At 53.4% G+C, this 18,323-nt stretch carries 19 protein-coding genes; all 19 read right to left on the reverse strand.

Features of this window, described 5'->3' with window-relative positions; genetic code table 11:
- Positions 1 to 174: 174 nt before the first annotated feature.
- The 19 genes from EI185_RS09210 to EI185_RS09300 all read right to left on the reverse strand — a co-directional run bounded on the left by EI185_RS09210 (position 175) and on the right by EI185_RS09300 (position 18,236).
- Positions 175 to 1,311 carry a radical SAM protein gene (locus EI185_RS09210; RefSeq protein ID WP_124704844.1) on the reverse strand — a complete coding sequence of 379 codons (1,137 nt, stop codon included), beginning with the start codon at positions 1,309 to 1,311 and terminating at the stop codon, positions 175 to 177.
- Positions 1,312 to 1,344: 33 nt separating this feature from the next.
- Positions 1,345 to 2,412 carry an NAD(P)/FAD-dependent oxidoreductase gene (locus EI185_RS09215; protein ID WP_124704845.1) on the reverse strand — a complete coding sequence of 356 codons (1,068 nt, stop codon included), beginning with the start codon at positions 2,410 to 2,412 and terminating at the stop codon, positions 1,345 to 1,347.
- On the reverse strand, positions 2,409 to 3,482 hold the full coding sequence (locus tag EI185_RS09220; protein ID WP_223247759.1) for a lipoate--protein ligase family protein: 1,074 nt from the start codon (positions 3,480 to 3,482) through the stop codon (positions 2,409 to 2,411). The genes EI185_RS09215 and EI185_RS09220 overlap by 4 nt, the downstream gene beginning before the upstream one ends.
- Before the next feature lie 14 nt (positions 3,483 to 3,496).
- On the reverse strand, positions 3,497 to 4,675 hold the full coding sequence (locus EI185_RS09225) for a radical SAM protein (RefSeq protein ID WP_124704847.1): 1,179 nt from the start codon (positions 4,673 to 4,675) through the stop codon (positions 3,497 to 3,499).
- Between the two features lie 101 nt (positions 4,676 to 4,776).
- A complete protein-coding gene (locus EI185_RS09230; protein ID WP_124704848.1) occupies positions 4,777 to 5,214 on the reverse strand; it encodes a glycine cleavage system protein H in 438 nt (145 codons plus the stop codon).
- A gap of 102 nt (positions 5,215 to 5,316) precedes the next feature.
- Positions 5,317 to 5,712, reverse strand: coding sequence for a DsrE family protein (locus EI185_RS09235; RefSeq protein ID WP_124704849.1), 396 nt, complete (start codon positions 5,710 to 5,712; stop codon positions 5,317 to 5,319).
- Complete coding sequence (locus EI185_RS09240; protein WP_124704850.1) at positions 5,712 to 6,158, reverse strand: biotin/lipoyl attachment domain-containing protein; 447 nt, start codon at positions 6,156 to 6,158, stop codon at positions 5,712 to 5,714. The genes EI185_RS09235 and EI185_RS09240 overlap by 1 nt, the downstream gene beginning before the upstream one ends.
- A 126-nt stretch (positions 6,159 to 6,284) precedes the next feature.
- Complete coding sequence (locus EI185_RS09245; protein ID WP_124704851.1) at positions 6,285 to 7,196, reverse strand: CoB--CoM heterodisulfide reductase iron-sulfur subunit B family protein; 912 nt, start codon at positions 7,194 to 7,196, stop codon at positions 6,285 to 6,287.
- On the reverse strand, positions 7,189 to 7,959 hold the full coding sequence (locus tag EI185_RS09250; protein WP_124704852.1) for a 4Fe-4S dicluster domain-containing protein: 771 nt from the start codon (positions 7,957 to 7,959) through the stop codon (positions 7,189 to 7,191). Before EI185_RS09250 ends, EI185_RS09245 begins: the two co-directional genes overlap by 8 nt.
- Before the next feature lie 70 nt (positions 7,960 to 8,029).
- Positions 8,030 to 8,902 (reverse strand): hypothetical protein, encoded by an 873-nt coding sequence (locus EI185_RS09255; protein WP_124704853.1) that lies wholly within the window; start codon positions 8,900 to 8,902, stop codon positions 8,030 to 8,032.
- Positions 8,877 to 9,926, reverse strand: a complete 1,050-nt coding sequence (locus EI185_RS09260) for a CoB--CoM heterodisulfide reductase iron-sulfur subunit A family protein (RefSeq protein ID WP_124704854.1) — start codon at positions 9,924 to 9,926, stop codon at positions 8,877 to 8,879. Before EI185_RS09260 ends, EI185_RS09255 begins: the two co-directional genes overlap by 26 nt.
- On the reverse strand, positions 9,927 to 11,270 hold the full coding sequence (locus EI185_RS09265) for a heterodisulfide reductase-related iron-sulfur binding cluster (RefSeq protein ID WP_124704855.1): 1,344 nt from the start codon (positions 11,268 to 11,270) through the stop codon (positions 9,927 to 9,929). It abuts the gene before it with no gap.
- Positions 11,271 to 11,319: 49 nt separating this feature from the next.
- Positions 11,320 to 11,985 (reverse strand): 4Fe-4S dicluster domain-containing protein, encoded by a 666-nt coding sequence (locus EI185_RS09270; protein ID WP_124704856.1) that lies wholly within the window; start codon positions 11,983 to 11,985, stop codon positions 11,320 to 11,322.
- A 286-nt stretch (positions 11,986 to 12,271) separates the two neighbouring features.
- Positions 12,272 to 12,781 (reverse strand): sulfur carrier protein DsrE2, encoded by a 510-nt coding sequence (gene dsrE2 / locus EI185_RS09275; RefSeq protein WP_124704857.1) that lies wholly within the window; start codon positions 12,779 to 12,781, stop codon positions 12,272 to 12,274.
- 101 nt (positions 12,782 to 12,882) lie between these two features.
- Positions 12,883 to 13,110: a sulfurtransferase TusA family protein gene (locus tag EI185_RS09280; protein ID WP_124704858.1), complete on the reverse strand. Its 228-nt coding sequence runs from the start codon at positions 13,108 to 13,110 to the stop codon at positions 12,883 to 12,885.
- Positions 13,111 to 13,211: 101 nt separating this feature from the next.
- Positions 13,212 to 13,535 carry a rhodanese-like domain-containing protein gene (locus EI185_RS09285; RefSeq protein WP_124704859.1) on the reverse strand — a complete coding sequence of 108 codons (324 nt, stop codon included), beginning with the start codon at positions 13,533 to 13,535 and terminating at the stop codon, positions 13,212 to 13,214.
- Positions 13,536 to 13,623: 88 nt separating this feature from the next.
- The gene (locus EI185_RS09290; protein WP_124704860.1) at positions 13,624 to 14,559 is read right to left on the reverse strand and encodes a dimethyl sulfoxide reductase anchor subunit family protein; all 936 of its coding nucleotides are present in this window, start codon (positions 14,557 to 14,559) and stop codon (positions 13,624 to 13,626) included.
- A gap of 31 nt (positions 14,560 to 14,590) precedes the next feature.
- On the reverse strand, positions 14,591 to 15,286 hold the full coding sequence (locus EI185_RS09295) for a 4Fe-4S dicluster domain-containing protein (protein ID WP_124704861.1): 696 nt from the start codon (positions 15,284 to 15,286) through the stop codon (positions 14,591 to 14,593).
- Between the two features lie 70 nt (positions 15,287 to 15,356).
- Positions 15,357 to 18,236 (reverse strand): molybdopterin oxidoreductase family protein, encoded by a 2,880-nt coding sequence (locus EI185_RS09300; protein WP_124704862.1) that lies wholly within the window; start codon positions 18,234 to 18,236, stop codon positions 15,357 to 15,359.
- Positions 18,237 to 18,323: the final 87 nt, after the last annotated feature.

Here is an 18,323-nt window from a genome sequence, read left to right on the forward strand (position 1 = left end):
TTATTAAAATTAAGAACAACGCTGACATTTATTTATTATGATTTTGACGAATAGTACACTTGTCACATTGACCTGCACAAGACCATTGCGTGGGCAATTCAGAGCGATGTTGCATTTCTGCAACAAAAAAGTCGGGTGCCTAGGCACCCGACTTTTTTGCTCAAGGCGGATTACTTAAATCAGCCCGGCACCAATCTCTTCACCGGCCATCTGGCGCTTGACGATTTCCACGTCCTTGCGCGCCAGCGCGAACGGGAACGAGAGGATGTCGGAAGGACTGGAATCGCCATACGGGCGATTGCAGGCAGACACTTCTTCGTCGTCCTTGCCGGGACAGCCGGAAGTCTGGAACGGCTTGCCGGAATTCACCAGATCCGTCAGTTCGTCTTCCGGCACGCCAAAATCGATCACCTTGCCGTCCGCATCGAACAGCATTTTGCTGACGTGGCCGCCGGCGTAGTCAATGATGAAGCGCGCCAGTTGCACGCGGCGCCATTGGCCTTTGTCGCAAGCTGGCCAGTCTTCCATCATCGAGCCCTGCTCGGGGTAGAAGGCGAACATATGGTTGTGGCCGCCCATGTCCTTGATCTTCTGGCAGACTTCGAGAATCTCCTGCTCGGTCTCGCCCATGCCGCAAATCAGGTGGGCACCGAATTTTTCCGGACCGAATATTTCCGCTGCCCATTCGATGGCTTGCCAGTATTTGCTGTAGCGGTGCGGGCTGTCCACGGTCTTGCCGCGGGTGCGTTCGAAAATCGCCGGGGTGACTGCGTCCAGCGCCACGGTAAAGATATCGGCACCCATCTTGTGCAGGCGCACTAGGTCGTCTTTTTCCATGGTGGTGGGATTGGACAGGATGGACACCGGAATATGCGGCAGCGCCTTCATCCATTTATCCAGCAGCACGAAGGTATCGGCATCGGAATTGGGATGGGTGATCATGGAGATGCACATGCGCTGGAACTGGCCTTTGTCATTTCCCACTTTGACGCGCTCGATGACTTCGTCGTAACGTGCGGTGGGCCAGTCCACGCGGATGAAGTTGCGATCCGCATAATCGCGCGACTCTTCACGATGCCGTGCCAGACCGCAATAAGTGCAGTTGGCGCGACAGCCTTCCGGATAAGTCACCAGAAGGTTCAGGCAGTTGGTGCAGGCGGTGCGGTGCATGTTGCCCGGCACCAGACCCAGCGTGATCGCAGCCGCGGTGCTCATTTGCACATACTCGGGCGAACGCATGTCGGGGGTTTTGACATGGTAGTTGGGGCGATAAAACTGTACGACTTGAGGTTGATCCAGTACGGCGCTCATGCGACTCTCCTTAAAAGCACGGTTTCCAATTATTCAAGCAGCGAAATAGTCCGGGAAGGCAATCCAGCTCTTGCGGTGCAAGGGATCGGCGTGCGCTTCCTCGGTGTTCCAGAACTTGTCCAGCCAGCGGCGGCGTTCCGCTGCACGGCTTACCGCGACTTCGAACTGGTCGCGGATGTCTTCTTCAAAATCTTCCAGCGCGGCACGGTCGTTATGCTTCAACCATGCCACAGCAGCTTGTCCGGCGCGTTCGCCGGAGATCACCGCCGCCGCGATGCCCGCACCCGTGATCGGATGGGTGAGGCCGGCCGCATCGCCGGTAAACAACACCTTGTCCACCACCAGATGCTCGCGCAGGCCACCCACTGGGATCGCGCCGCCGGTACGGTAGCTGATCTCGGCACCGACCAGGTCTTGCGCCATCAATTGCTGATGCAACGCATCGAGCGGTGCCTTCATGTCGCCTGCGAAACGTTTTTCCAGCCCCAGCCCGAGATTCGCCAGCTTGCCCTTGGGAAACAGCCAGGCATAGCCACCAGGGTAGGCGGGCGAGAGCCAGATGTCGGTATCCACATAGGCGCGTTTCAGCGGCACGGTGTACTGGCGCGTGGTTACCACTTCCATCTCGGGCAATCCCAGCGCCTCTGCAACAGGAGAATGCGGGCCATCGGCGGCAATCAGCAGCTTGTAGCTGACGTCGATTTCGCCAGTCGACGTTTTGACTCGCGCCACGGATTGCGCGGCATCAAGCCTGGTCAGGCGGCTATCCAGCATGAGTTCCGCACCCTGCGTCGCGGCCTCGTGCGCCAGTGCCTGGTCGAATGCAGCGCGGTCTATCATCAGACCGGGGAAATCGGTCTCGGCCACGGTGCCAGAGGGCAGGTAGCTTTTCATGCCCTTGATGTGTTGTAACAGTACGCCGTCGGCCATGGCGTATTTTCCCATCGGCAACGGGATGAATTCCGCGCATTGCACCGGCAAGCCGATTTCATGGCGGCGATCCACACCCAGTACGCTTAACCCGCCATGCGCCGCGGCTACAGCGGCAGCGGCACCGGCCGGGCCCAAACCAATAATCAGCACATCGACTTGGCGCATCATGCTGCAGCCTCGCTATTGGCCTGCGCCAGTGCTTCGTGCAGCACGCTGACAAAATCATCCGCCGTCAGGGTCAGCATATCGACTGAGCGCGTGGCAAAAAACTGTTTCACGTTAAGCGCCAACTGTTCGGCAAGCGTGTCGCGCAGGGCGGCCTCCAGGTCAGCAAGCGTACGGCTCGGGCTGATGAATACATCGCCGGAAAACCACACCTGCTTGATGCGGCTCTGAGTACGGTCAAACGCCACACTGGCACGCAACAGACCACCGGAGAACTTGCGTACAGCATTCAGCGTGGGTTGGTCGACTGCTGGTCGAGCGAGCAGGTTGATCCAGTCTGGATGATCGATTTCAGCCAGTGCGTCGTTATAAAGCGCCTCTTCATGCGAGGTAAGCAATGCAGGGGTGAATTCCACATCAAATTCTTCAGAAAACGCATTCGCCAGTGCAGACTGGACCTGCGCCATCGGCGGCACCCGATCCAACAAATCTGCAAGGTTGGCCACGCGCTCACGCGCCGAGGCGATGGCTTTGTCAGAAAGTTTTTCCGCAGGAATTTTGAGCACGCGCAGCATTTTTTCCACATCGAATTCGATCAGCAGCGTGCCTTGGTACATCAAGGCATCGCCGTCAAACGCCCCACCGGTGCCGGATATTTTACGTCCGTCCACTTCGATATCGTTGCGCGGGCGGAATTTGGCATCCACACCCAGCGTCGAGATTCCACGTGCGGCCGCTTCACAGATACGGCGCGAGATTTCGGTCATGTCTGCCGTGCCCAGTTCATGCTTGTGCAGGTACAGCTCCCACCCTATCTGGGTGGTGTCGAAATAGATTGCGCCACCGCCGGTAATACGGCGCTGGATGGTGACGCCGTGTTCGCGGCAATAGTCCAGATTGAGTTCCTGCTCGGCACTCTGGTGATAACCCAACAGCGCGCACGGCTCAAAACGCAAAAAACGCAGTGTGCTGAGGCTGGCATTTTGCTGGCGCGCTTCCAGCAAAGCCCGATTCAACGCTATATTTTGCGCTGCGGGTCGCAGGCCGGTATCGAGTAAACGCCAGGTGGTCACGTCATTAATCCTGTTCAGCTACAGCAGCCGCCCACGGCTTCGGGCTGGCCAGCCATCACTACCTTGATGCCGCCGAGCGAACCGGCCGCAGCAAAAGTAGGGCGCTTCATGCGCTCGTGTTCGATGACTTTCTGGATGTCTACTTGCAGACCGGCGTCTGCGGTTTCAATCGCCATCACTTCATCGCCAATTGCGATGGAGCAACACGCCGGGGTGACACGCACATCGCGTTCCAGACGCACGGCAAGTTCCACCATGCCATCCGATGGATGCGCCAGACCATTGAGGCCGGCCATTACGGCGTAGCTGTCGATCTCCACCTTGGTACGGCCGGGCGGGCGGGCACAGCCGAGCAGCAAAGGCACATCCGGCAGCGCGGCGCGGGCATCCATGAAGAAACGTCCGACTTCGCGGCTATCCGGGGTAACGAAGGGGCGATTTTCCGGTGCATAAAACGGCATCACCACCACTAGCACGACCGCCTGGGGTTGATGACGCTGGATGATTTCCAGCGCATTCCATTCGCCCAGCAGGTGCCCGTAATGCAGGCCTATCACGATGTGCGGTACGACCTTGAGCTTGGTCGAAACCAGGTATTCGAGGGTTTTCTCGAAGTCATCCACGCTACGGCGCAAATGATAGACCTGGGTGATCGTATCCTGCGAGCCAATCACGTCCATCATTGCCGCATCGATACCGCTGTCTTCCATGCGCCGCGCGATATCCATATCCACCAGTGCGGTATGCATGGCAATCTTGAATTCCGGGAAGCTATCCTTGATGCGTCGAATGGTTGCGTAGTAGTCGTCGTATTCGACTTCATTGCGGTGGTTGGAGCCGCCGGTTAACAGCATGCCCTGAGCGCCGCCATTGATCTGCTCGTTGACCACACGCCATAAATCTTCCGGGCTGCGCGCAGCAATCATCGGCTCCAGAATTTTGGCCTTGCAATGGTCGCATTGCAATTTGCAATCGCCCCCGGTAATGGATACCGCAGGCCAGGCACTTTTTCCGCAACCGGCAATTTCCGAACTGGCAAACGCCTTGAAGGTCGGCGTGTAAAAATTCACGCGCCCAACACCTTCACCGCGCACCTGCGCATATCTTTGCTGCATTTGCCCGACCAGGGTGGCATCCAGTTCGATGCCATCCAGCGGCTCAACACGTTCAACGACTTCCAGCCAATCACTCATTAGTGTTTACCTGAAACCCCAATTAGCATAGGGTTTTAATCCTTACAGAAAACAATAGGGGCGATTAGACATCGCCCCTATTGAATCAAATACGACTGCGTTTAGCAGCCGCCGAAACCGTCAGCGCCCATCTTGGTTTCGAACGCGCCCGCCACTGCACCGCCGGTAATCAGCGCACCCGAATCAGCATCCCAGTTGCTGGGCTTCATTTTTACCAGCCAGCCACTACCGTAAGGGTCAGCGTTGATGGTGCCGGGTTTACCGGCTACATCAGGATTGGTAGCAAGGATTTCGCCGGTCACCGGAGCTTTCACCGGACCAACCCATTTGCCGGATTCAACCGTGCAAACCGATTTGTTCTGTTCGATTTCCTTACCTACTTTTTTCGGGGTATACGAAACGATCTCGCCCGCCAGTGAACAAGCGTAGGCTGTCATGCCAATGGTCAGTGTGCCGTCTGCTTCGCGGCGTGCCCATACGTTGTTGTCAACGTTGTAGAAAAGATCGTCAGGTAGATTACAACCACGTACTGTTGCCATGCTCATTTCTCCTCAGAATGAAATTCAATCAAACATTTAGTGCCTGCATATTTTGCAGGCGGTTCCGCAAGATTTAAGCGAAATCTAGCTCACAGCGCCAAATCAGAAATACATGGATTTGTCGCTGCTCAAAATCAAATCGGCAAGCGCGCCTGCATTGGATACTTCATCAATCTCTGCAATGAGATCGCCAACATCAAGATCGTAACCAGGCATCGCCGGCTTGCATAAATGCAATTTTACTCCAGCCGCTTTCGCATCGCGAATAAATTCAAGAATGGTTTTACCATCTTTCATTGCCGCCAGATTTTCAGCCACGCCTTTTTTGGCCAGCATGACGCCTTCCATGGTAAAAAAGATGTGCACATCTGAATCCATCGAAGCAAGTATAGATCCGATATAAAATGGCGTGGCACAGCGGTGCGGAGTAGACGGGCCACTGGTCATGACGATAACAACGGATTTTTCTTCGTTGTCCAGATAATGGTGGTCCGCCATCAGCGCGCACCTCGCTCACAGTGTATGTCTTCACGCCGGGCACGTTCGCAATACCCAGCTTGCGCTGCATCGCCGGTCAACAAGACGGACAGGGCTTCTTCCGCGGTACCAGACGGCCTTACCCGCGCAATCCATGCTTCGTAGGGTTCGATATTCAGCAGATTCGGGTCCTCCAGCACACTATGATTGGCTTCTTCTATGACGCAATCGAATACGTTAGGGACGGGGCCTGCCCATTTACCGCTTTCAATCGTCGCAACAGGCTTGCCAACAGGGCGCAATGTTCCTGGACGGCGCACGCGCACGTGTAAAATCTTACCCGCCACCGTTTGTGAAATATCCGTCATGCCGACAGTCAGACTACCGTCTTCCTCACGGCGAACCCAAATCTGGTATTGGTCATCATAATAGAGTTCCGAGCGGAACTCGCAGCCATTGCATTCCATATTGTTGTGTTATGGCGCTATATTGGTTGACGAAATAACTGACTGAAATAAATTGGGCGCGGTGTACGCGCCCAATTATTGCCGGCCCGCGGTTTGCGGTCAGGCCGCATGGCCGCACTGGTGTGCTTAGACTACGCCCTTGGCATGGAGAAAGTCCAGCGAATCGCTGACGTTCTCATGCACACCCAGTTTACGTGCAGACAATCCCATAGCCAGTCCCAGTAACTGGGTAAAGTATAGGATCTTCACATGGGTCTTGATGCCGAATTCAGTTTCCGCACGCACTTGGTGCATTTCCAGACCAGAGTGGCAGGTCGGGCATTCAGTAGCGATCACTTCTGCACCCGCGTCTTCTGCCGCCTGGATGATATTCAGCACCAGTTGGGTTGAAGTATCCGCATCGGACAGTGTATGCGCCCCTCCACAGCATGCGGTTTTCAGCGGGAAATCCACGTTAACGGCTCCAGCCGCAGCGAGCAGGTCATCCATGAAGTGCGGCTTGTAGCTGGACTCCGAACCGGGGCCCTGGTCTTTTTCTGGAAAAATCTGACGCGGACGCGTATACATGCAGCCGTAGTAGTTGGCAATCTTGATGCCGTTCAGGCTCTTGGAGATTTTCTGTTTAATCCCTTCGGTACCCAGATCCTCCATCAGCCACTCGAGCAGGTGCACGGTACGCACATCGCCCTTATAGACCGGGTCGTCGGATTTCTTGGCCAGATCCTGCAGGGTTTTCAGTGACTCCTCTGAGGTGGCGAGTTCATACTCGGCTTTCTTCAAATTGTGATAGCAGCCATTGCAGGGCGCCATCACTGTATCGTAGCCCATTTGCTCACTGGCGATCGCCATATTGCGGGCGGACATATAGGTTTGCAGCATGGGGTGAACGTTTTTCACCTCCATCGCGCCACAGCAGTTCCAGTCCTGCAATGTTTCCATTTCCAGACCGAGGCTCTTGACCAGCGCACGGGTAGAACGGTCATAAGGGCCGCCTGAACCCTCCAGCGCGCAACCCGGATAGTAGGCAACTTTAGCCATGTGCCAACTCCTTCTGTTCTTTCACATACTGTTTCAATACGTCACCGGTACGACCCCAGGACTTCGTTTTTGGCTTGATGAACATCGACAGCCCCATGTGCAGCGAGTGCATGATGGGTGTACGGGACAGGAATCTGAACACATTACCCTGGCGTAACTCGGTCCATTTGTTCATGCGCGCAACAAAAATACCCAGCCAGCCATGCAGCGCCATTTGCATCATGTCCTGCTTGGAGTTCTTGAAGAAATTGCTCATCACTTCAGAGTCTTCAATGCGGCCGCGTTCCAGGCACTGACGGGTGAATTCTTCATCAAAAATACTGGAATTGGATTTGCTACCGTAACCTTCTTCTTCGATCCAGTGCGCCAGCGCTTTCATGACGCCTTCCGGACGCACATCTTTCGGGCAGATATTGGTACATTTATTGCACGAAACACACTGCCAGATAATATCCTTGTCTTTCAGGATTTCGTCCTTGAGGCCGAGACGAACCAGATAAATCCAGTAGCGCGGGTTGAAATCGGTATTCTGCGCGTACATCGTGCAAGAGTTTGTGCATGACCCACACTGCCAGCAACGGTGAACGTTCTCGGCACCGGAATACGTTTTGATTTTCGTTTCAAAATCATCGTCGTAATCCTTCAGCGTGCGCGGCAGGATCATCGTATTCCAGTGACCTGACACGTCTACCCCGTCTACCACCAGTTTGTCGCTGGTAATCAGACGATCAGCATCGATCAGTGTTTTTTCGTGAATTGCCATCGAAGCTTCTCCTAAAATCTAAAACCCGGAGCACCCGCTGCCCCATTATTAATTTCGCACAAATATGGACTTAATGAACCACGTCGCGCTTGACTCTGGACTGCCCCGCCTTGCGTTCCGCATCGATACCAAGAAACTTTTTCAGCTGCTCTTGCGGCGTTATACCCCGGCCGAAATCCGCGCTCAACATGCCTTCCGCCATTGAGCGAAAATACTCCGAGTAAGCCTGTGCCTCCACCAGATCGATCCAGAACGGCACATCTTTGTATAAACCCTGTTCGGCAATCTGCTCTGCCAGCCAGGCACGCGCTCCTTCAAACATCTCGGGGCTATTACCCAGCGGCACATCGGGTAAGGAATCATTACCCCGGATAAATTCGCGCAATGCGCCACTCACCGTATTCTGATCCCACACCCAACGCGTCATCAGCGGATACTTGACCGGGTTATTGAAATGCAGCATCTCAGCTCCAAAATCAAACGCTGCGCGCCGATTTTTGGCGGCCTGCTTACGCGTTTCCTTGTCTGCTGTTTCATCTATCGGTACGATTTCTGAAAATGCCTGCAATCGTTCAACCAGAGCCATATCCCCATACAGCAGCTCATGAATAGCGCCCCGCGCCGCCTCAACACCTAACGTTTGTAGCGCCGGGAATAGCCGACGTCGGGCAGAAAATACCGTTTCCAGTAACGCTTCGATACCCTCCATCGACAAGGTAGGAAAGCTTTGCGGGTTAAGCAAACTGGAAAACAACTGGCTTTTCATCTGCAGACTGGCCAGCAACGCCTCCAGCCCAGCCGATTCTTCCGCCTGGCTACCCAGCTTCGCAAAGTGCTGCTGGAACAGACCGGGGTCTAGGGTTACTGACAATGTTGCCGGCACAATCGTGTCAGCCTCACCGACAGGAACCGCGCTATCAGGCTGCTTTTTGAACCAGAGCATTCATGTCACCAACAGCGCGCATAGCCATAGCCAAGCCATGAGAGATGCTGGTATCAATATCTTCTGGGCCCAATGCGGCACCGCCTACATAGATACCGCGGCGCGTACTGCTAAAACTGCTGGTGTACTGCTCGCCTTTTTCAACGAAGCCATGTTTCTCGAGACCAATACCGAACACTTTTGCAAGCTCAGGGTTTTCTTCGCTTGGATCCATGCCAATGGCATGAACCACGATATCCATAGGGATGACAATAGGACGCTTGACCAAAGTGTCCTCACCCTTGACCAGCAAGCGGTTATCGGCAGATTTTGTAACCTCGGCGATACGTGCCTTGACGAATTTGGTCTTGTATTCTTCCTGAGATTTCCAGTAGAACTTGTCTTCGTACAAACCAAAAGTACGGATATCCATGTAATAAATGAATACGTCGGTTTGTGGGGAAATTTCCTTGATTTCCATGGCCAGATTGGTGGATACAGTGCAGCAAATCTTCGAGCACCACTCGCGACCGATCTGCCGATCACGCGAACCTACGCACAGCAGGATCGCTACACGTTCAGGGACGCGCCCATCTGATGGGCAGGCAATTTTTCCGCTGGACACCATTTGCTCCATCTGGGTGGTGGTCAGCACATCTTCGTAGGTACCGAAGCCCCACTCAGGTTTGTTAATGGAATCAAAATGAGTGAAGCCTGTGCCGAGAATGATGCTGCCGACATTGGCACTTTGACCATTGGATAATGTAACGGTGAAATTCCCCGCCTCGCCTTCCACTTTCACCACTTTGGTGGATTTGTGGATGGTGACATTAGCATTGTCTTCGACACGCTTCACCATGCGACCGATAGCATCCTTGGCCCACTCGCCGGACGGAACCAACTTGGCATAACCGGACAGAATGGGCGCCCCTCCCAGGACCGCCTCTTTTTCAACCAAAATCACTTTCTTGCCAATCGAAGCCACGCCAGCGGCAGCGGACAGACCTGTGGGGCCTGCGCCCACAACCAAAACAGTATCAGACATTTAACTCGCTCCTAGTGCCAATTCGGGGTTGTACAAGTATTCAATATTTCCGGCCTCGACTTCTTTGAGGTATGCCTCGAATGTCTTTTTGGCTTCGGTCCAGGACATGCCCATTTTCTCCACCAGTTCTTCGCAGGGGGAAGCATGCCATTGCAGTTGCACAATCTTGAACGGGTCCGCACCACAGGCCAGCGCAGCAAATTGCACATCAGCCATAATAGGCACGGCGAAATCATTATCGTGAGCCTTACCGATCCACTGGTTCTTGTCCATGGTGGTAATACAGCCAGTGTCGATACCCAGCATCACGTCCGCATTGGCTTCTTCGCGGGCCACACGAATCTTGCGGTCCATGGTGAAGGAACGGGTGAACTCGCGTTCGGAAATAATGTGCCGGAAGCCGAACCCGCAGCAGTCGTACCAGGTGGAGTAGTCGATCAGCTGGGCGCCGAGCGCCAATGCCACGGAGCTGCCGACGGCGGTACGGTTGCCACCCAGAACGCTGGGGTCGTAAATCGCATCTTCGTGCACCATCTTGTAGTAATGGCAGGCAGCGTGCATGGTCACACGAATGTTGGACACATCGACGGTCTGCAGTTCGGAAGCGATGCGATTGCGCATCACGTGCACCCACTCGGAGTAGTGAATGATCTCTTCCGGAATGACCAGCTTGCCATCAACAAGACGCCCCAGTTTGCCAAGAATCTTGGTGACACGCTCGCGCAATTCAGCAGACTCAACCAGGTACTTGCGGATTTCCTTGTAGTTGCCGAAGGATGTTCCGCAATGCACCAGTGGAAAGAAATGACCTGCTTCGAAGCCATGCTGTTTGCCGGAAATATAAGCCTGGTGGAAATTACGCATGAACACAGCCGCCAGAGACTCGACGTTGCCGATACCAGAACCGTGATAGTTCCAGGCGGTGCAAGAAGTCTGGTCGGTTTCATCGAGGTAGTCCTTGCCCGGCTCAAAACCGAACTTGTTCATGAACCACAGCAAGGAGGTTGGGTAACCCGGGATATTCCCGCACTGGCCGCAGGACTTGTGGTGCCATAACTGCATGGTTGGTACTTTTTTGGTCCAACCAAACAGGGTTTGCACTTCAATTGGTTTATGCGCATCAGTAATGCGATGGACGATAATCTGACCATCCTTTTCCAACTCCCACATGTGATCGCGAATGTCATCCATGCGCTCGCCGAGGTCTACGGTACGCTTGTCTACGTGCTTACGTACCCACTCGGTGGCTTTCGCGGCTTCAGCGCCAGAGAGGTTGGTTTGCTGGAAGAAAGAACCGTGTCCAGCTATGCCTTCGGTTTCGTTGCTATCCACAATATTGCTCATGGTCAAGCTCCTTAATTTAATGCGCTTAGTATAAGGTTGAGACGAACGACTATTTGTCTTCCTGCTCTTCCAACCACTCTTCGTACTCTTCACGTTTTTCGTCGATAAAATCTTCGATCACGTCAAACAGATTCTCGTCCATCGCCTCAAGCGAAGACAATACGCCGGTCATTTCCCAAATTGTATACATCTCAACCGAGGTTTTCAGCGAGACTTCCCATGCAGTATCGGTGGTCTGCAATGTGCGCACCGGGATTGCCTTGCGCAACGTTTTGAGATCGCCTTCAACTTTCTGGATATTTGGACCCCAGTCCGGGAAGTGATCCGGCTGGATCATGTCTGGCGAAAGCTGATTACCAGTAGTAATAAGTTTGAGCATTACACGGCCAAATGGGCGCAGCACATCTTTGGCAGACTGCATTCCATGCTTGATGGATACTTCACGCATGATCATTACCAGACCGCCGGGGGAATTCTTGAATGGGCAGCGCGCAGCGCACGTCATGCACTGGGCACATGCCCATATTTTTTCCTGCATTGCGTCATAGATCTGCTCAACATTTTCGGTCCAGAGCAGTTGAACAATCTCGCGCGGGCTGTAATCATAAAACTGAGCGGACGGACACGTAGCGGTGCAAATCCCGCAATTCAGGCAGCCGTTCAACTCATGATCGTAGCGGAAGTCGCTACGAATATCGTCATAAATTTCGCGCATTTCAGCGTAAGTTGCCATATGCACCCCTTCGATTAACCATGCCAAATAGTTGACAAAACTAGTAAGGTATTACCATACACCAAGTATTTAAAATTTCAAGCCTGATCTCATCAAACCAGATCATTGGCCGTATAAAACTTCCGACAGAGGGTACGCGCTAGCGTTCCATTGAACTGACAGCCTGGCATGGTCAACCAAACCGTTGTGGTGAATAACCGGAGATTGTGTCTCCGGTTTTAACTACCTGTCATAACGCAAATTTCCTGCGCGATAACTTTAAATCTCATTAAATATACAAACAGATATCCGATTCGCCGGCAAACTCAAAAAACGTGGCGGCGCCACCGTATTCCAAACCGTCAATGAAGTCGCTGTGTTCAAAACCGAACAACTCGACGGTCATCTGGCAAGCAATAAACTTAACATCGGCTTCCTGACACATTTCGCGCAAGTCAGGGATCGTCGCGACACCATTATTTTTAATGGTTTGCTTCATCAAACTGGTTGCCACTGCCTCATATCCAGGCACTAGCGACTGCACGGCGTTAGGGATATTCCAATTTAGGCCACGGAACCACTTGGGCCCAAAAGGCATCTTCATTGGCATGCCCGGGTTACCCAGCGGGCTTACCTTGAGTACAGACAGGTCTTTACGAAGAAGCTGCAAACCATAGAACGTAAAGAAAATCTGGGTTTCGTAGTCCAGCGCCGCGGCAGTTGACGCCAAGATAAACGGTGGATAAGCCCAGTCCAAAGTACCCTTGGTTGCGATGATTGCAAGTTTCTTCTGATCCATGCCTGCCTCCTAAAAGTGTTTAAAGTTGAGAATTCGCGCTTACGCTTGAACGCCTTACCACCCAACTCACAATTATATTTATTGTATATTAAGTACTCTAATTATTTCTTTTTCATGAAGAAAGTGTACTCGCCACCCGCTTCAGCAGACGATAACAGTTCGTTGCCTGTCTGTTTTGAAAACGCCTGAAAATCCTTAATAGCACCGGGGTCGGTTGCTACAATTTTCAAAACCTGGCCGCTCGGCATGTCAGTCAACGATTTTTTGCAGCGCAGAATAGGCAACGGGCAATTAAGACCACGCGCATCGAGTTCTTTATCAAAATTCATCTTCAAATCTCCTTAAGCGTCTAAAAAATGGAAAGCGGTGCAACATAAACCAAGCAGGTGATAATTGCAACTATCTGCATATCCCTACCCAACTAGAATCTTTATACCATAGCTGCCAGAGGTTTTCCGGAACGGATCCAACCCATAATTCCGCCTTGCAAATTATATACATTCCCGAAACCTTTGGCCGCCAAAAACGCGCAAGCCTGTGCAGAACGGCCACCGGATTGGCAGTAAAACACCACCGGCTTATCTTGCGGGATATCCTGCGCCTTGATTGGCAACAAATGCAGAGGGAGATGCATGGCGTCGTCAATCATACCGCGCGACACTTCGGCGTCCGTGCGTACATCAATCAATACATAGGAACCCGAGGTTTTCAACGTTTCCAGACCTGCCGCATCCACTTCCTTGAAGCCGTACATATTCGCCTGCTCCGCCGCAACAACAATTTAAAGAATGCTAATATAGCAAAATACTACTGTTCTGCAAATACTCTGTTAAAGTTTTGTTTCAGCAATGTTGGGCGCCGTGATATAGATTGACAACATGTCGCGCCTCGGCAAAAAACAACCAACGCTCAGCCACCATCCCCAGCAATGCCGTTAAGACAGCTGCATAAATCGTGATAGCGGCACTACCGCCCACTGTCAAAATCAAGGCGGGGATAACAAACCCAGCTAAAAAAACGCATGTTTTCAGCGTCAAAGAAAATTTTCGAGCAACCTGAAAACCAAATTCCTGAGTAAGGAAAGTGCCATGCGTGTGCCCTGTATCCAGCAACCTGACCGTGCCGCGCGTAAATCCAGTAGCTGTTTTAATGGTAGAGCCTGTTCCAGGGCTGGCAATCCAGAAATAATAGATCGCTTTAAGCGAGGCGGCCACTACCAACAGAGCCAGCACTAACGTCACATAGCCAGTCAGTGCCACTTGGCCATTGCTTGCTACGGCCAGCAAGAGTAACGCGCCGCTGAAATGTCCTAGCGCCAGATAATTGGCTGGTACCAAGGGTGAATTCCACTGCCGGATGGTTTTCAGGCAGCCGTAGATCATGCCCGTACTGAATAGCGTGATCCATGCCAACAAAGTGGCGAGCGCACCAGCCATCAGACGCAACACTTCCAACTCGGGCAGTACCAGCCAGGTCAGCCCTAGATAGATTATCGCAAATGGATAGAACGCCATCGCGAATACCCCTTCGCGAGACAACCAGGAGGTTCGAAAACGACTGAATGCGCGCCAGGCATTTTTAGGGTTGGCCAGGTGAAACATGGACGAAGTCAGGCCCGCTGCCACCAAGACTAGCGCAAGGATACCGGCAATCAGTTTTTGCTCGACTGGCAATCCGCCATCCAAACCAAACAAATCCATCAGATACAGCAAGGTAAACAAACCAAAGCCAGCGCCGGAACTGACAGTAAAAAAAATAACAGAAAATGCGGGATGCATTCGGAATTCCCTTATGACGAGTATGCGAAAATTAGCGCTTTACAATACGGTTGGCGATGCCTTTGATCTTATCCTTGAAACCGGGCTTGCCCAGGTTTTCGGTCGGAATCGGCTTGGCTGTACGTACCGGCAAATAATGATTCGTCGGGTTATAGCCCAACTCAGGCATCAATTGATAACCACCACGCTCACGTACCACGCTACTGACTGCTGAACCCGGATCATCCAGATCACCAAACATGCGCGCATGTGCCGGACAGGTGAGCACGCAGGCGGGCTGGCGCTCTTCTATCGGGATTTGCAGGTCATAGATACGATCCACGCACAGGGTACATTTTTTCATGGTTCCGGATTCGCGATCCAGTTCACGCGCACCATAGGGACAGGCCCACGAGCAATAATTGCAGCCCATGCACTTGTTTTGATCAACCAGTACGATACCGTCTTCGGCTCGCTTGTAAGAGGCTCCAGTAGGGCATACGGTGACGCAGTCCGCGTCTTCACAATGCATACACGACATGGGGAAATTGATGGTTTTGTTGTTAGGGTATTCACCCACTTCGTAGCTACGAATCCGATTAAACCAGACGCCTGAAGGCTCCGCACCATAGGGTTGGTAGTCTGTCAGAGGCGCCGTGGTGCCGGAAGCGTTCCATTCCTTACAGGCGATGGCGCAAGCATGGCAGCCCACGCATACGTCGAGATCGATAACGAGTCCAAGTCTCATATTGATACTTTCAAATTAATCAAGCCGGGCGGCAATGCCACCCGGCGAATCAGGGGTCGGCTAATGATTATTATTCGCTGGGCTTGTCGTCGCTACGGGTACTATAGCGCAACGTATCCGGACGCTCGCCATCGTCCCACGGCAAAGGTTTGAGCGCCGGGAATTCCGGCCAGCTGCCTTCTTCACCGGGAGCGGCTTTGGAGATTTTGACGCGCAAATCGAACCAAGCTGCCTGGCCGGTGACCGGATCGGAGTTGGTAATGCGACGCTCACCTTGTTTGGCCGGCAACAATTCGGAAATCAGGTGGTTCAGCAGAAAACCTTTAGTGGCTTCCGAGGCATTCGGCTTCAGGCCCCATGCACCGCCCTGCTTGCCGATAGCGTTCCAGGTCCAGACAGTGTTTTCCTGAGTTCCTTCCATGGTACGCATCTGGCAGCGGATTTTGCCGTTATGCGACTCGACCCAGATCCAGTCATCGTCCTGCAAGCCCATACGTGCAGCCTGGCCACGATTCATGTACATGTAGTTTTGCGCCAGAATTTGGCGTAACCACACGTTCTGCGAATCCCAGGAATGGTACATCAGCATGGGGCGCTGAGTCAGCGCAAAGAACGGGTATTCATTCTCGTCCACACGCGCCTGCTCGAGCGGCTCATACCATAGCGGTAACGGGTCAAAATACTTGGCCAGGCGTTCGCGGTCTGTCTGATTATTAGGCTGTGGGCCATCGTACAAGCCCTGTCCTGCCAAACGGAATTTTTGCAGCGGTTCGGAGTAAACCTGCATGATGATGGGTTCTGACTTACCAATAAAACCCACCTCCGCCGCGACATCCAAATATTCTTTATTGGCGAAACGGTTGTATTTCTGGCTATCCGGCCAGTGGTGCGCGAAGAACGACTCGTTCTCGATGTATTTTTCCCACTGCTTCGGATTCGGCTCGCCCTTGAGCGATTTTTCACCGTTCTTTCCACGCCATCCGGCCAGGAAACCCACACCCGGAGAACGCTCATAGTTGACGATGAAATCAGGGTAATCCTTGAACTTGCGCGTCCCGTCGGCGTTGGTAAATGCCGGGAATTTCAGACGCGAAGCCATTTCCACCAGCACTTCCTGCCACGGGCGCACATCACGGTCAAGTTTGATCAACGGGTAGCGAATCGCATCGGCGGCCGCATCCGGCTCGGAAATCGGCCGATCCAGCAACGAAATAGTGTCATAACGCTCCAGATACGTGGTATCCGGCAATACCAGATCGGCAAAGTTGACCATTTCGGAATGGAATGCATCCACGACCACCAGGAACGGAATCTTGTGCTGGCCCGGCTCTTCCGGGTCTTTCTCGCGCAGCATGTCCTGAACATTTTTGGTGTTCATGGTGGAATTCCACGCCATGTTGGACATGAACAGCATCAAGGTATCGATCGCATACGGGTCATGGTTGGTGGCATTGGTGATCACCATGTGCATGAGACCGTGCGAAGCGATCGGAATCTCCCAGGAGTACGCCTTGTCAATGCGCAGCGGATTACCGTCTGCGTCGATCACCAGATCTTCAGGGCGCATCGGGAAACCGAGCGGCGTACGCGACAGCGGCGTATTGGGCGCATTGATCACGTCAAGATTGTTTTCCGGCAATTGATGCGGCGGTACCGGCTTGGGATAAGGCGCTCGTGCACGGAAATTGCCCGGGCCGTCCAGTGCACCCAGCAGCATCTGGATCAAATGCACCGCGCGGCAGGCATGAAAGCCATTTGAGTGCGCCGCTATACCGCGCATTGCATACATCGCCACCGGGCGGCCAATCACCTTGTCGTGTTTGCGCCCCCAACTGTCGGTCCACTCGATATCCAGTTCGACGGTTTCCTTGAACGCCACTTGCGCCATTTCCAGCGCCATGCGCTCAATGGTTTCGGCGGGCACACCGCATTCCTCGGCAACGTTGGCCGGCGCGTAGCGATCGTCCAGATAACGTTCGGCGGTGAGGCTCATCACGGTGCGTACCGGACGGCCATCAGGTGCTACAAAATCGCCGAACAGCGCCGGTGCGATGTCCTTGTCCAGGCCGTTGACGAAGGTTTTCTTTTCCAGATCCCACACCAGCGGGTTGCCCGCCTCGTCGCGCAAAAACAGCCCGTTGCCCTGCTGCCCCGGCGTATCGACGACCAGCCAGGCGCAGTTGGTATAACGAATCAGGAATTCCCAGTCGAACAACTCGCGCGACAGCAGCACATGCACTACCGACAAAGCCAGCAGGCCGTCCATGCCGGGCTTGATCGGGATCCATTCGTCGGCAATGGCGGAATAGCCTGTGCGTACCGGATTTACTGAAACGAACTTGCCGCCATGGCGCTTGAGCTTTTCCAGGCCGATCTTGATCGGATTGGAGGAATGGTCTTCGGCCACCCCCCACATGATGAAATACTTGGCGTAATCCCAGTCCGGGGCGCCGAATTCCCAGAACGAGAAACCAATCGAATACAACCCCGCAGCCGCCATGTTAACCGAGCAAAATCCGCCATGTGCCGCCCAGTTTGGGGTGCCGAACTGCTGTGCCCACAGACCGGTGAGCGCCTGCATCTGGTCACGCCCTGTAAAAAATGCCAGCTTGGAAGGGTCCGTCGCACGAATGTCACCCAGACGTTCGGTGAGCATGTCCAGCGCCTCATCCCACTCGATTTCAACGAACTCGCCATCTCCACGCTCGGATCCCGGCTTGCGCAGCAGCGGTTTGCGCAGCTTGGCGGCGGAGTATTGCTTCATGATTCCCGCCGAACCCTTGGCGCACAGCACACCCTGGTTGGTCGGATGGTTGCGGTTACCCTGAATGAAACGGACTTTGTCCTCTTCCAGCGTGACTTTGATCCCGCAGCGGCAGGCACACATATAGCAGGTAGTAAACTTGATTTCCTGCTTGTCGTGATTTTCTATTTTGACGATTGCGTTCATTAATTTATTGATTATTCATGATTAATTAAATAGTAGCGTATTATATTTCTCTAATATTGTCGCTTATATTCCACTCGCTAGGCAAAC

The sequence above is a fragment of the Sulfuriferula multivorans genome, assembly GCF_003851125.1.
In the GTDB taxonomy this organism is placed as follows: Bacteria; Pseudomonadota; Gammaproteobacteria; order Burkholderiales; family Sulfuriferulaceae; genus Sulfuriferula; species Sulfuriferula multivorans.

Bases quoted from the DNA above. Each gene is read 5' to 3' on its own strand.
- EI185_RS09210 (WP_124704844.1), bottom strand. From the start codon at position 1,311: ATGAGCGCCGTACTGGATCAACCTCAAGTCGTACAGTTTTATCGCCCC.
- EI185_RS09215 (WP_124704845.1), bottom strand. From the start codon at position 2,412: ATGATGCGCCAAGTCGATGTGCTGATTATTGGTTTGGGCCCGGCCGGT.
- EI185_RS09225 (WP_124704847.1), bottom strand. From the start codon at position 4,675: ATGAGTGATTGGCTGGAAGTCGTTGAACGTGTTGAGCCGCTGGATGGC.
- EI185_RS09230 (WP_124704848.1), bottom strand. From the start codon at position 5,214: ATGGCAACAGTACGTGGTTGTAATCTACCTGACGATCTTTTCTACAAC.
- EI185_RS09235 (WP_124704849.1), bottom strand. From the start codon at position 5,712: ATGGCGGACCACCATTATCTGGACAACGAAGAAAAATCCGTTGTTATC.
- EI185_RS09240 (WP_124704850.1), bottom strand. From the start codon at position 6,158: ATGGAATGCAATGGCTGCGAGTTCCGCTCGGAACTCTATTATGATGAC.
- EI185_RS09245 (WP_124704851.1), bottom strand. From the start codon at position 7,196: ATGGCTAAAGTTGCCTACTATCCGGGTTGCGCGCTGGAGGGTTCAGGC.
- EI185_RS09250 (WP_124704852.1), bottom strand. From the start codon at position 7,959: ATGGCAATTCACGAAAAAACACTGATCGATGCTGATCGTCTGATTACC.
- EI185_RS09255 (WP_124704853.1), bottom strand. From the start codon at position 8,902: ATGCTCTGGTTCAAAAAGCAGCCTGATAGCGCGGTTCCTGTCGGTGAG.
- EI185_RS09260 (WP_124704854.1), bottom strand. From the start codon at position 9,926: ATGTCTGATACTGTTTTGGTTGTGGGCGCAGGCCCCACAGGTCTGTCC.
- EI185_RS09265 (WP_124704855.1), bottom strand. From the start codon at position 11,270: ATGAGCAATATTGTGGATAGCAACGAAACCGAAGGCATAGCTGGACAC.
- EI185_RS09270 (WP_124704856.1), bottom strand. From the start codon at position 11,985: ATGCGCGAAATTTATGACGATATTCGTAGCGACTTCCGCTACGATCAT.
- dsrE2 (WP_124704857.1), bottom strand. From the start codon at position 12,781: ATGGATCAGAAGAAACTTGCAATCATCGCAACCAAGGGTACTTTGGAC.
- EI185_RS09280 (WP_124704858.1), bottom strand. From the start codon at position 13,110: ATGAATTTTGATAAAGAACTCGATGCGCGTGGTCTTAATTGCCCGTTG.
- EI185_RS09285 (WP_124704859.1), bottom strand. From the start codon at position 13,535: ATGTACGGCTTCAAGGAAGTGGATGCGGCAGGTCTGGAAACGTTGAAA.
- EI185_RS09290 (WP_124704860.1), bottom strand. From the start codon at position 14,559: ATGCATCCCGCATTTTCTGTTATTTTTTTTACTGTCAGTTCCGGCGCT.
- EI185_RS09295 (WP_124704861.1), bottom strand. From the start codon at position 15,286: ATGAGACTTGGACTCGTTATCGATCTCGACGTATGCGTGGGCTGCCAT.
- EI185_RS09300 (WP_124704862.1), bottom strand. From the start codon at position 18,236: ATGAACGCAATCGTCAAAATAGAAAATCACGACAAGCAGGAAATCAAG.